Source organism: Streptomyces sp. NPDC057743 (genome assembly GCF_042798755.1).
Classification (GTDB): Bacteria; Actinomycetota; Actinomycetes; order Streptomycetales; family Streptomycetaceae; genus Streptomyces.
The window spans coordinates 17,906-29,328 of sequence record NZ_JBHVJX010000006.1; the positions used below are offsets into that span (position 1 = coordinate 17,906).

The window sequence follows — 11,423 nt, forward strand, 5'->3', positions numbered from 1 at the left end:
TGGGTGAGGACGCAGACGACGCGTTCGTCGCGCTGCTGGCCGAGGCCCCGCTCAGCGGGTGGCGGCGTACGTGGTGAACGCCGCCCAGGCCGCCGGGGAGACGGCGAAGGTGGGGCCGTCCTCCGGGGCGTTCTTGGAGTCGCGGACGTGGATGGCGTGGGGGCAGGCGGCGACCTCGACGCACTGGCCGCCCTCATCGCTGCTGTAGCTGGACTTGCGCCAGGCGTAGGCGACTTCGAGGCAGGCGCCGCCTTCGCTGCCGCTGTAGGTCGACTTGAACCACTCAAGTGCGGTGCTCATTTGACTCCTAGCAGACGGTCGAGCAAACCCTTGGATTCGTGAGGCGTCAGGGCCTGTGACCGCAGCATCGCATACTTGCGCGCCAGAACGGACACCTCGTCAGGGTCGGCCACCCACTGACTGCCGCGATGGCCCTCGGTATAGGCCAGGTGCTGGTGGTCGGGCGTCTCCAGGAGGATGAAAGGGCCGTCCAGTCCGGCATGCGCGGCGGTGCGCATCGGGAGGAACTGGAGGGACAGGCCCGGGAGTTCGGCGCACTCGCGCAGGTGGCGGAGCTGATTGCGGCGGACCGTCGGGCCCCCGATGCCGAGGTGGAGCACCGGTTCCCACACGATGAAGCTCATCGTTGGCGGGCACTTGCGTTGCAGGATCGCTTGGCGGTCGATGCGGGCCGCCGTCTTGGTCTCCAACTCGTCCTCGTCGTACGCCGGTACGCGCTCGCGCAGCACCGCCCGCGCGTACTCCCTGGTCTGGAGCAGGCCGGGCAACACCGCGTTGTCGTACCAGCACAGCGAGATCGCCTCCCGCTCATGCACCATGTACTGCTCCGCGTAGAGCGGGAACTGGTCGATCTCCGGCAAGTTCTCGACGCCGGCGACCAACAGGCCCTTGGTGTCGAGGAGTTCGTCCAGGGTGCGGGCGAGGTCGAGCAGCAGCGGCCGCCTGCCCTGTTCGATCGAGGCGATCGTCTCCTCGTCGACGAGGGCCTCCTGGGCGAGGGAGCGTTGGGTGTAGCCCGCCGCCTTGCGGGCCGCCTGTAGTTGGGCGCCCAGCATGCGCATGGTGGAGACGTTCTTCTTCCGTTGCTGCTTCCTGGAGTTCATGCTGGCCTAACTCCCCACGCCCACCCGGAATGACCCCGTACGAACCCGTACAAAATCCGAGTACGGTCTCACTTAGTGCCTCAGGCTAGTGACGCTGCGCGACCTTCGTGTCGTGAAGGGGAAATTTTCGGTACGAGGGGCAGTGGTGTGGTGCGAGTGGCGCCGCACCACCGGGTCACCGCACCACCTGGCTCACCACACCAGGGCGTCGGCCGGGTGGGTCTGCCAGTAGGTGACGAAGGCCGAACTGTCCACGTAGACGCCGCCGTTGGGCAGCTTCGGGTGGGCCCAGCCGCCCACGCTGCCGTCCATCGTGTGGTTGGAGAACAGCACGCCCAGCTCGTGCGCCCGGTACCCGTGGGTGCCCTCCGGCGACTCGGAGCGCGCACGACCCGGAGACCTTCTCCGTCCACGCGACCGTCAAGGACCACCATGTGCGCTGGTACCTGGAGTTGGCCTGGTCCAGCGGCGGCCGGCACGGGACGATGACCATCGGCGACGACGGCAAGCAGCCGTTTGGCACCAGTGGCGATGGGGGCCGGCCGCAGTACGGGTACTCGCTCGACAAGAAGGCGTGGGTGCGGATCCGGCGCGGGCCGGACGGCGCGGTCACCGAGGTCCCGGACGGCGCGTGAACGCCCGGGCCCCGTACCGCGAAGTGCGGTACGGGGCCCGGGCGTTGCAAGGTGGGGCGGGCGCCTACAGCCGCTCGGGGGTGCGGATGCCCAGCAGCGCCATGCCCTTGTGCAGGGTGCGGGCGGTCAGGTCGCACAGGAAGAGGCGGTTCTCCACCTGCTGCCCGGTGTCCGCCTTCAGCACCGGGCACTGGTCGTAGAAGGTCGTGTAGAGCGACGCGAGCTGGTAGAGGTACGCGGCCAGCTTGTGCGGGGCGTACTCCGCCGCGGCCTCGGCGACGGTGTCGCCGAACGCGTCCAGGTGCAGGCCCAACGCCCGCTCGGCCGGGGCGAGTTCGAGCTCCGGGTGGGCGGTCGGCCGGGTCTCGCCGGCCTTGCGCAGGATCGACTGGATGCGCGCGTAGGCGTACTGGAGGTAGACGGAGGTGTCGCCGTTGAGCGAGACCATCTGGTCCAGGTCGAACTTGTAGTCGCGGCTCGGCGACGTGGACAGGTCCGCGTACTTCACCGCGCCGATGCCGACCTGCGCGGCGCGCTCCTGGATCTCGTCCTCGGTGAGGTCCTGGGCCTTCTCGCGGACCACCTCGGCGGCGCGCTGGACGGCCTCGTCGAGCAGGTCCTGCAGCCGCACCGTCTCGCCCTCGCGGGTCTTGAACGGCTTGCCGTCCGCGCCGAGCACCGTGCCGTAGCCCATGTTGTGGGCCTTGACCTGGTCGCCCAGCCAGCCCGCCCGGCGGGCCGTCTCGAAGACCATCTTGAAGTGCAGCGACTGGCGGACGTCCACGACGTACAGCAGCGTGGTGGCGTCGAGGTCGAAGACGCGGTTGCGGATCGCGGAGAGGTCGCTGGCCGCGTAGCCGAAGCCGCCGTCCGCCTTCTGCACGATCAGCGGGACCGGCTTGTCGTCCTTGCCCTTGATCTCGTCGAAGAAGACGACCAGCGCGCCCTCGGAGCGCACGGCGACGCCGGACTCCTCCAGCAGCCGCGCGGTCTCGGCCATCATCGCGTTGTACGCGGACTCGCCGACGATCTCCTCGTCGCGGATCTCCATGTCCAACTTCTCGAAGACCGAGTAGAAGTAGACCTTCGACTCGTCCACGAACCGCTGCCACAGGGCGAGGGTCTGCTCGTCGCCGGACTGCAGCGCGACGACCCGCTTGCGCGCCCGCTCCTTGAACTCCTCGTCGGCGTCGAAGACCGCGCGGGACGCCTTGTAGACGCGGTTGAGGTTGCTCATCGCCTGGTCGCCGTCGGTGTCGGCGGCCGGCGCGAGCTGGTCCGGGTTCTCGATCAGGTACTGGATGAGCATGCCGAACTGCGTGCCCCAGTCGCCGATGTGGTGGCGGCCGATGGTCTTCTCGCCGGTGAAGTCCAGCATGTTGCGCAGGGCGTCGCCGATCACCGCCGACCGCAGGTGGCCGACGTGCATCTCCTTGGCGACGTTGGGCTGCGCGTAGTCGATGACCGTGGTGCCGGTGGTGGCCGCGCGCGGCACGCCGAGCCGGTCGTCGGCGGCGCGCTCGGCGAGCGTGCCGGTGATCGCCGAGTCCGCGACGGTGAGGTTGAGGAAGCCGGGGCCGGAGACCTCGACCTGGGCCAAAACGTCGTCGGAGCCGAGCTGATCGACGACCTTGCCGGCCAGCTCCCGCGGGTTGCCCCCCAGCTTCTTGGCCAGCGCGAGCAGCCCGTTGGCCTGGAAGTCGGCCCGGTCGCTACGTCGCAGCAGCGGGTCCGCGGCGCCGGCCTCCGGCAGGGCTGCCGAGAGGGCGTCCGCGACGCGCTGGTTGACCGTAGCTGACAGGGAGGTGACCGAGGCCATTGAGCTGCCGTTCCGTTGGGGTGGAAAGGGTTTGCCCCGAGTATCCCACGGCACCACCACTGAATTTCCGGGCGGCGGGCGTCTGGGACAATGGGCGGCGTCAGGCTTGTGCCCGTCCGGACCGTTCCGCCCGCGCAGCGGGTGTCAGAGCGCGGCGCCGTGGGGGCGCGGGTGGGCGCATCGGGAAAGTACCGGGCAGAACACCAGGAAGAGGAAGGGCCGATCGTGGCTCAGCAGAGCACCGAGACCGACTGGGTCTCCAGGTTCGCGGACGAGGTCATTGCCGAGGCGGAGCGCCGCGCCCCCGGCAAAGTGACATCAGGCGCTTCCGCACCGGGGATCGTCGTCGCCTCGGGCCTGAGCCCGTCCGGCCCGATCCACCTCGGCAACCTCCGCGAGGTGATGACCCCGCACCTGGTCGCCGACGAGATCCGCCGCCGCGGCCACGCCTGTGTGCACATCCTGAGCTGGGACGACTACGACCGGTACCGCAAGGTCCCGGCCGGCATCGACCCGTCCTGGGAGGAGCACATCGGCAAGCCGCTGACCGCGGTGCCGGCCCCGCCCGGCAGCACCCACGCCAACTGGGCCGACCACTTCCGGGCCGCCATGGAGGAGGCGCTGGCGGAGCTGGGCGTTACGTACCGCGGCGTCAGCCAGACCGCGCAGTACACCTCCGGCGCCTACCGCGAGCAGGTCCTGCACGCGATGAAGCACCGCAACGAGATCGACGCCGTCCTGGACCGCTACCGCACCAAGGACAAGGCGACCGGCAAGCCGAAGAAGCAGCAGCAAAAGCCCGATGCCGCCTTGGAGGCTGCGGAGTTGGAGGCGGCCGAGGGCTCCGGCGCGGCCACCGAGGACGACGGCAGCGCCGGCGGCGCGGGCTACTACCCGTACAAGCCCTACTGCACGGTCTGCAACAAGGACTTCACCAAGGTCATCGGCTACGACGACGCGACCACCGACCTGACCTACGAGTGCGTCGCCTGCGGCCACTCCGAGACCGTGGCGCTGCGCGAGTTCGACCACGGCAAGCTGGTCTGGAAGGTCGACTGGCCGATGCGCTGGGCCTACGAGGGCGTGGTCTTCGAGCCGTCCGGCGTGGACCACTCCTCGCCCGGCTCGTCGTTCGTCGTCGGCGGCCAGATCGTCCGCGAGGTGTTCGGCGGCGAGCAGCCGATCGGCCCGATGTACGCCTTCGTCGGCATCAGCGGCATGGCGAAGATGTCCTCGTCCAAGGGCGGGGTGCCCACTCCGGGCGACGCGTTGCAGATCATGGAGGCGCCGCTGCTGCGCTGGCTGTACGCCCGCCGCAAGCCCAACCAGTCCTTCAAGATCGCCTTCGACCAGGAGATCCAGCGGCTCTACGACGAGTGGGACAAGCTGGTCGCCAAGGTCGCGGACGGCACCGCGCAGCCCGCGGACGCCGCGGCGTACGCCCGGGCGATCGGCACCGCCGCCGGTGAACTGCCGCGCACGCCCCGCCCGTTGCCGTACCGCACGCTGGCCTCCGTCGTGGACATCACCGGCGGCCACGACGAGCAGACCCTGCGCATCCTGAGCGAGCTGGACCCGGAGCACCCGGTCGCGTCCCTGGACGAGACCCGGCCGCGGCTCGACAAGGCGGAGCACTGGATCACCACCCAGGTCCCCGCCGACCAGCGCACCGTCGTCCGCAGCGAGCCGGACGCCGAGCTGCTGGCCTCCCTGGACGACCAGTCCCGCGGCGCGCTGCGGCTGCTGCTGGACGGCCTGGACGACCACTGGTCGCTGGACGGCCTGACCACGCTGGTCTACGGCGTCCCGAAGGTCCAGGCGGGCCTCACCCCGGAGGCCAAGCCGACCCCGGAGCTGAAGGTCGCCCAGCGCGCCTTCTTCGCCCTGCTCTACAACCTCCTGGTCGGCCGCGACACCGGCCCCCGGCTGCCCACGCTGCTGCTCGCGGTGGGCGCGGACCGGGTCCGGGCGCTGCTGGGCGGCTGAGCAAGGGAGCCCCGAAGGCGGCGGCTCCTCCTTGAGAGCGAGAACGGGTTCGGCCCCGGGAACGAGGGTTCCCGGGGCCGAACCCGTCACGATGGCCGTATGAGGGGAATCATCGGTTTCATCGTCATGCTCCAGGGCGGCCTGGGCTTCGTCGGGCAGGTCTTCTCCGACGGCGCCTGGGGCGTGCTGCACAACTTCGTCGACCTGTCGTCGCCCGCCTACGCCGGCATCTTCGCCGTCGGCGTCGCCCTGTTGGGCTGGGAGGAGTGGGACCGCAAGCGCAAGGAGAAGGCGGAGGAGGCGGCCAAGGGCGCTTTGGACGGCCAGGGCGCCTAGGGCGCTTCTGACGGATCTCCGCGGCGTCGCGGCGTCTGGCACGCACGCTCGCGGCGTTGCCGAAATGCCCCCATAGCTCCGCTATGAAGCCATCCCGGCGCCTTGCGATCGCACGCACCAGACGCCGCTCCTTCCTCCACGGAGATCCGTCAGAAGCGCCCTAGGGCTCCTGGGGTGCCAACTCCCGCTGGGGCAGAGCCGCTTGCCGCACGGACCGTCGGAGGGATTCCTTCCTCCGACGGTCCGGTGGTGGATCAGGCGCCGTTGGCCTTGGCCACCGCGGCGACGGCCTCCTTGGCGGCGGCCTGGACGGCCTTCAGCAGGTCGTTGCCGTTGGGGGAGTCGGCCCCGGCCATGCCCGCGCCGTTGTAGTTGACCGTCACGACGATGTTGGCGGTGCGCGCCACGACCGTCGTGTTCTTGAAGTCGTTGTCGTCCTTGGAGATGTCGTAGGTGATGGCGGTGGCCGCGTCACCGGTGCCGGTGGTCGCCACGGCGTTGACCTTCTTGGCGCCCTGGGTGCCCTTGGCGTCGTTGATCTGCTGGGTGTAGAAGTCCGTGGCGCGCTTGTCGCCGGAGCCGACGGTCGGGTCGGAGTCGTAGCGCTGGTAGGCGACGTCCAGCCAGCGGAACTGGGTGCCGTCCACGCCCTGCTCGTCCGAGCTGCTCCAGGAGCAGGCCCCGCGGGCGTTGGCGTCGGTGGACTTGCCCTGGGTGCCGGCCGCGTCCTTCACCTTGGGCAGCATCTTGTTGATGGTGTCCTTGGAGAACGCCTCGCAGGCGTTCGGCAGCTTCTTGAACTTCGCCGCCGCGACGGTCGGCGACGGGGAACCCGCGGCGCTGGACGAGCCGGAGGGAGTGCTGCCACCGGAGCTCTTGCCGTCCGAGCCGGAGCACCCGGCGACGAGCAGCACCGGAACTGCTGCGCAGGTGAGGAGGCTGGCGAGTCGCTTGGCTGATCGGTGCATGGTTCCTTCGCTGTTCGTCGTCGTCGAGTCGTTGCGGACCCTTGTGGAGCGTGACGACCCGCCCCACCGGTCGGGACGGGTCCAAGGGCACGGTACGCGGCGGAGCGAGGCGAGTGGTCGTTTCGCGGCGATTGGTCAACGGGGCGAATCGGGCGAAACCGGGGCCAGTTTCCTCTTCGGCGTGATCCGCCCTTACGGCGCTATTCGCTGAGGCTGTCGGCCAGTTCGCCGGCCAGGGAACGGGCCTTGTCCTGCAGTTCCTGGCTTTCCGGCAGCCGCGTCTTGTCCGTGGACCACTGGTCGTAGGTGAGCGTCACGATGACGTTCGACGTGCGAAAGACCACAGTGATGTCGCGGTGCACGCCGGAGTCGGCGGTGATCAGTTGGTCGTTGAGGAAACCCGCGTCGCCGAGGCCGTCCAGGACGCGCGGCGCGAGCGAGCCGTCGGGGTTCGACGCCGGGGCGGAGGGGGTGTCGGACGGGCTGGCCGACGGCGAGCCCTGGTTCGCCGAACCGTCCGCCTTCTTCCCGCCGGTGTCCTTGCCGGTGTCCTTGCCCGCGGCGCTGTCCCCGGGCTTGGGCTGGTCCGAGGGCTGGTCCTTCGGGGACGCCGAGGGCGAGGCGGCCTCGGCGCCGGCGGACGGGATCTTGGCGGCCTTCTCCTTGTCGGAGTAGAGCTGTTGCGCCCGGTCGTCGTCGCTGACCGCGGCGTCGTACGAGACCACGCGCTGGATGTCGAGCGTGAGGTGGCGGGTGCCCGCGGTGGTCTCCCGCGCCCACTGGCAGCCGACCCGGCGATCGGTGTCGTAGGTGATGTCGGCCCGGCCGGCGAGGATCTTCTCCGCGTCCGCCTGCGACGGCTGCTGGCCGTCGCCGGGCAGCATGTCGCGCAGGGTGCTGCGCGCAGGGAGGGTGCAGGGCTCCGGCAGGGTCTGGTAGCGGCCGGGCTGGGCGGACTGGCTGGCGGCGGTGGCGTCGCCGCTCTTGCCGTCGCCGCCGGTGGCGTCGGTGGCGGAACCGCCGGAGCAGCCGGTGAGGCCGGCGGCCAGGGCTGCGGTGACCAGCAGCGCGGCACCCGGTACGAACGATTTGCGCGGCACCGTTCGTGGCTCCTCTCCTGCGGAAATGTGGTTGCCGCCGGGCGGCGGCCGATGGACACAATGTGTACCGCACGTCGAGCCGTGAACGCCGGCTCGCCGTCCAGGATCGGGCGTATTGTCCGCATATTGCGTTTTTAAGATTTCCGGGGGAAAGAGTTCAGCCATGTCGTACACCGAAGTGCCCGGCGCCCAGGTACCGATCCGGATGTGGGCCGACCCGGCCACGGTGGAGGGCGTCGCGATGCAGCAGCTGCGCAACGTCGCCACGCTGCCGTGGATCAAGGGCCTGGCCGTCATGCCGGACGTGCACTTCGGCAAGGGGGCCACCGTCGGCTCCGTCATCGCGATGAACGGCGCGGTCTGCCCGGCCGCCGTCGGCGTGGACATCGGCTGCGGGATGAGCGCGGTCAAGACCTCGCTCACCGCCGACGACCTGCCCGACGACCTGTCCCGGCTGCGCTCCCGGATCGAGCGGACCATCCCGGTGGGCCGGGGGATGCACGACGACCCGGTCGACCCGCGCCGGATCCACGGCCTGGCGACCGCGGGTTGGGACGACTTCTGGGCGCGCTTCGACGGGGTCGCCGAGGCGGTCAGGTTCCGGCACGAGCGGGCCGCCAAGCAGCTCGGCTCGCTGGGCTCGGGCAACCACTTCATCGAGTTCTGCCTCGACGAGACCGGCGCGGTCTGGCTGATGCTGCACTCCGGCTCCCGCAACATCGGCAAGGAACTGGCCGAGCACCACATCGAGCAGGCCCGCAACCTGCCGCACAACCAGGGGCTGGTCGACCGCGACCTCGCGGTCTTCATCGCGGACACCCCGCAGATGGCGGCCTACCGCAACGACCTGTTCTGGGCGCAGGAGTACGCCCGGCACAACCGCGACGTGATGATGGCCCTGTTCCAGGACGTCGTCCGCCAGGAGTTCCCCAAGGCCCGGCCGACCTTCGAGCCGGTGATCTCCTGCCACCACAACTACGTGGCGGAGGAGAGCTACGACGGCATGGACCTGCTGGTGACCCGCAAGGGCGCGATCCGGGCCGGCAGCGGTGACCTGGGGATCATCCCCGGCTCGATGGGCACCGGTTCGTACATCGTCCGGGGGCTGGGGAACCCGGCGTCCTTCAACTCCGCCTCGCACGGCGCCGGTCGGAAGATGAGCCGGAACGCCGCGAAGAAGCGCTTCTCCACGCGCGACCTGGAGGAGCAGACCCGGGGTGTGGAGTGCCGGAAGGACTCCGGGGTCGTCGACGAGATCCCCGGCGCGTACAAGCCGATCGAGAAGGTCATGGACCAGCAGCGGGACCTGGTCGAGGTCGTCGCCAAGCTCAAGCAGGTGGTGTGCGTCAAGGGGTGAGCACCGGGGGGCTGGCGGGCCTGGGCAGTCCTGAGTGGCCCGGGTGGGGCCTGAGTTGGCTCGGGTGGGGTGTGTTGGCTCGGGGTGGGGTGTGAGTGGGGTGGTTCGGTCGGCCTGGCCCCGCGGCGAGTGGGCCCTGTCCGGCCCGGGTTGGGGCTGAGGGGGCTGCCTGGGCCCGGGCCGGGCTCCGATGTGGAATCGGCTCGGGTGGGTGCCCGCTCCCGAGTGGGTCCGGGTGGGTGTCGGTCCGGAGCGGGGGGAACTGGCCCGGGCGGAGTGGGAACTGGCCTGGGGCGGGGCGCTGTTGGGGCGCCCCGCCCCGGGCTCTTGCCTCAATTGCCGCGGTGCACCTTGGTGTTGGACGCCTGGGCGCGGGGGCGGACGACGAGCAGGTCGATGTTGACGTGCGGGGGGCGGGTGACCGCCCAGGCGACGGTGTCGGCGACGTCCTCCGCGGTGAGCGGCGCGTCCACGCCCTCGTAGACCCGGGCCGCCTTGTCGGTGTCGCCGCGGAAGCGGGTGGTCGCGAACTCCTCGGTCTTGACCATGCCGGGGGCCACCTCGATGACCCGCACCGGCTGCCCGCACAGCTCCAGGCGGAGCGTCTCGGCGATGACATGGGCGCCGTGCTTCGCGGCGACGTACCCGCCGCCGCCCTCGTACGTCGCGTGCCCGGCGGTGGAGGAGAGCACGACGACGGTGCCGTCGCCGGAGGCGGTCAGCGCGGGCAGCAGCGCCTGGGTCATGTGCAGCACGCCGAGCACGTTGACCTCGTACATCGCGCGCCAGTCGGCCGGGTCACCGGTGGCGACCGTCTCCGAGCCGAGCGCGCCACCGGCGTTGTTCACCAGGACGTCGACGGAGGGGAAGCGGTCCAGCTCCCGCGCGAAGGTGTCGACGGCGGCGCGGTCGGTGACGTCGAGCGCGTACGCCTCGGCGTGCGGCAACTCGGCGGCGAGGGCCTCGATCCGGTCCTTGCGACGGGCGGTGAGCACCACGCGGTAACCGGCGGCGGCCAGGGCCCGGGCGGTCGCGGCGCCGATGCCACTGCTCGCTCCGGTGACGACGGCGGTACGGAGGCCGGCGGTGTCGGCGGTCATGCTGCTCTCCCTCTACACGGTGTGGGTGGACAGCGAGCCGGGCCGCGGTGCGGCACGCGAACTGTGGCGCGGCGCATGAACCGTGGTGTGGTGCATGGGCGGCAGCGTGGTGCTCGACCTGCGGTGCGGAACGCGTCCTGTGGTGTGGGTGATGCGTCTGTGATCAGGATATGCAGTGGTGGAGGGTGCGTTGGCGGCCGGTGGGTGGGGTGTGTGGCGCTTGCCGCTTCGGTGCCTGGGGAGTTGGCGCCGTCCCCGGTGCGACGGACCGGGGCGGGGGCCTGGGCGGGGTCGCTCCCGTTCGGTCAGCGGCCGCGGGGGGCGTACATGATCACGGCCATGCCGGCGAGGCAGATCAGTGCGCCGATGACGTCCCAGCGGTCGGGGCGGTAGCCGTCCGCGGCCATGCCCCAGAGCAGCGACCCGGCGACGAACACCCCGCCGTACGCGGCGAGGATCCGGCCGAAATGGGCGTCCGACTGGAGCGTGGCGACGAAGCCGTACAGGCCCAGGGCGATCACCCCGGCGCCGACCCAGGCCCAGCCCCGGTGTTCCCGCACCCCCTGCCAGACCAGCCAGGCACCGCCGATCTCGAAGAGCGCGGCGACGATGAACAGGGCGGCGGAGCGGGCGATGAGCATGCCGCCCAGCGTAGAGAAGGCCGGCGGGCCGGTGCCTTGGTGCTCCGGTATCCGGGCGCTCAGTGTCCTGGTGCCTCCGTCTCGCGCCTCCGTCTCGTGCCTTGCTCGTGCCTTGCTCGTGTCGTGGGCTCGTGCCGTGGGCTCGTGTCTCGCTCGTGGCTCGGGGGCGTGTCTCGCGGCTTGGTGGCTCAGGGGTTGGGCGGGACGGCTTCGGGGCCGGGTGGTGCGCCTTCCTCTCGCCGTGGTGGGTGCCGGGTGTGGGGGGGCCCGGGGGGGGGGGGGGGCGCGGGAGTGGGGTGGGGGGAACACCCCCACCGCCCGCCCCCCCCCCCACCGCGGCGGGTGCGCGGCCCCCCG

12 protein-coding genes are annotated in these 11,423 nt (G+C 70.9%); 4 read left to right on the top strand and 8 right to left on the bottom strand.

Annotated features, from left to right (window positions below; all coding sequences use genetic code 11):
* Positions 1 to 51 precede the first annotated feature (51 nt).
* The 3 genes from ACFVFQ_RS08355 to ACFVFQ_RS08365 form a co-directional block, all read right to left on the bottom strand.
* Positions 52 to 300 carry a DUF397 domain-containing protein gene (locus ACFVFQ_RS08355; protein WP_383410860.1) on the bottom strand — a complete coding sequence of 83 codons (249 nt, stop codon included), beginning with the start codon at positions 298 to 300 and terminating at the stop codon, positions 52 to 54.
* Positions 297 to 1,124 carry a Scr1 family TA system antitoxin-like transcriptional regulator gene (locus tag ACFVFQ_RS08360; protein ID WP_383410863.1) on the bottom strand — a complete coding sequence of 276 codons (828 nt, stop codon included), beginning with the start codon at positions 1,122 to 1,124 and terminating at the stop codon, positions 297 to 299. The genes ACFVFQ_RS08355 and ACFVFQ_RS08360 overlap by 4 nt, the downstream gene beginning before the upstream one ends.
* Positions 1,125 to 1,316: 192 nt before the next feature.
* Complete coding sequence (locus ACFVFQ_RS08365; protein WP_383410866.1) at positions 1,317 to 1,457, bottom strand: hypothetical protein; 141 nt, start codon at positions 1,455 to 1,457, stop codon at positions 1,317 to 1,319.
* Positions 1,458 to 1,558: 101 nt separating this feature from the next.
* Here ACFVFQ_RS08365 and ACFVFQ_RS08370 point away from each other — a divergent pair, with 101 nt between their 5' ends.
* Complete coding sequence (locus tag ACFVFQ_RS08370) at positions 1,559 to 1,759, top strand: hypothetical protein (RefSeq protein ID WP_383410869.1); 201 nt, start codon at positions 1,559 to 1,561, stop codon at positions 1,757 to 1,759.
* A gap of 64 nt (positions 1,760 to 1,823) precedes the next feature.
* Here ACFVFQ_RS08370 and argS read toward each other — a convergent pair whose 3' ends face one another.
* Entirely contained in the window at positions 1,824 to 3,578 is a 1,755-nt protein-coding gene (gene argS / locus ACFVFQ_RS08375) for an arginine--tRNA ligase (protein WP_383410872.1), read from the bottom strand.
* 225 nt (positions 3,579 to 3,803) lie between these two features.
* Between argS and lysS the strand changes: the two genes are divergently transcribed.
* Positions 3,804 to 5,564: a lysine--tRNA ligase gene (gene lysS / locus ACFVFQ_RS08380; RefSeq protein WP_383410875.1), complete on the top strand. Its 1,761-nt coding sequence runs from the start codon at positions 3,804 to 3,806 to the stop codon at positions 5,562 to 5,564.
* Between the two features lie 99 nt (positions 5,565 to 5,663).
* Positions 5,664 to 5,900: a hypothetical protein gene (locus tag ACFVFQ_RS08385; protein WP_383410877.1), complete on the top strand. Its 237-nt coding sequence runs from the start codon at positions 5,664 to 5,666 to the stop codon at positions 5,898 to 5,900.
* Positions 5,901 to 6,154: 254 nt separating this feature from the next.
* On the opposite strand, the gene ACFVFQ_RS08390 is transcribed toward ACFVFQ_RS08385, so the two are convergent.
* Both ACFVFQ_RS08390 and ACFVFQ_RS08395 read right to left on the bottom strand, forming a co-directional pair.
* Positions 6,155 to 6,868: a DUF3558 domain-containing protein gene (locus tag ACFVFQ_RS08390; RefSeq protein WP_383410879.1), complete on the bottom strand. Its 714-nt coding sequence runs from the start codon at positions 6,866 to 6,868 to the stop codon at positions 6,155 to 6,157.
* Between the two features lie 200 nt (positions 6,869 to 7,068).
* A complete protein-coding gene (locus ACFVFQ_RS08395) occupies positions 7,069 to 7,968 on the bottom strand; it encodes a hypothetical protein (RefSeq protein ID WP_383410882.1) in 900 nt (299 codons plus the stop codon).
* Positions 7,969 to 8,131: 163 nt separating this feature from the next.
* Between ACFVFQ_RS08395 and ACFVFQ_RS08400 the strand changes: the two genes are divergently transcribed.
* Entirely contained in the window at positions 8,132 to 9,325 is a 1,194-nt protein-coding gene (locus ACFVFQ_RS08400) for an RtcB family protein (protein ID WP_383410884.1), read from the top strand.
* Between the two features lie 332 nt (positions 9,326 to 9,657).
* Here ACFVFQ_RS08400 and ACFVFQ_RS08405 read toward each other — a convergent pair whose 3' ends face one another.
* Both ACFVFQ_RS08405 and ACFVFQ_RS08410 read right to left on the bottom strand, forming a co-directional pair.
* Positions 9,658 to 10,425, bottom strand: coding sequence for an SDR family NAD(P)-dependent oxidoreductase (locus ACFVFQ_RS08405; RefSeq protein ID WP_383410887.1), 768 nt, complete (start codon positions 10,423 to 10,425; stop codon positions 9,658 to 9,660).
* A gap of 305 nt (positions 10,426 to 10,730) precedes the next feature.
* Positions 10,731 to 11,066 carry a YnfA family protein gene (locus ACFVFQ_RS08410; RefSeq protein WP_383410890.1) on the bottom strand — a complete coding sequence of 112 codons (336 nt, stop codon included), beginning with the start codon at positions 11,064 to 11,066 and terminating at the stop codon, positions 10,731 to 10,733.
* Positions 11,067 to 11,423: the final 357 nt, after the last annotated feature.

What these genes read in the sequence shown, in the direction of transcription:
- ACFVFQ_RS08355 (WP_383410860.1), bottom strand. Translation starts at nt 300, where the DNA reads ATGAGCACCGCACTTGAGTGGTTCAAGTCGACCTACAGCGGCAGCGAA.
- ACFVFQ_RS08360 (WP_383410863.1), bottom strand. Translation starts at nt 1,124, where the DNA reads ATGAACTCCAGGAAGCAGCAACGGAAGAAGAACGTCTCCACCATGCGC.
- argS (WP_383410872.1), bottom strand. Translation starts at nt 3,578, where the DNA reads ATGGCCTCGGTCACCTCCCTGTCAGCTACGGTCAACCAGCGCGTCGCG.
- ACFVFQ_RS08385 (WP_383410877.1), top strand. Translation starts at nt 5,664, where the DNA reads ATGAGGGGAATCATCGGTTTCATCGTCATGCTCCAGGGCGGCCTGGGC.
- ACFVFQ_RS08390 (WP_383410879.1), bottom strand. Translation starts at nt 6,868, where the DNA reads ATGCACCGATCAGCCAAGCGACTCGCCAGCCTCCTCACCTGCGCAGCA.
- ACFVFQ_RS08400 (WP_383410884.1), top strand. Translation starts at nt 8,132, where the DNA reads ATGTCGTACACCGAAGTGCCCGGCGCCCAGGTACCGATCCGGATGTGG.
- ACFVFQ_RS08405 (WP_383410887.1), bottom strand. Translation starts at nt 10,425, where the DNA reads ATGACCGCCGACACCGCCGGCCTCCGTACCGCCGTCGTCACCGGAGCG.
- ACFVFQ_RS08410 (WP_383410890.1), bottom strand. Translation starts at nt 11,066, where the DNA reads ATGCTCATCGCCCGCTCCGCCGCCCTGTTCATCGTCGCCGCGCTCTTC.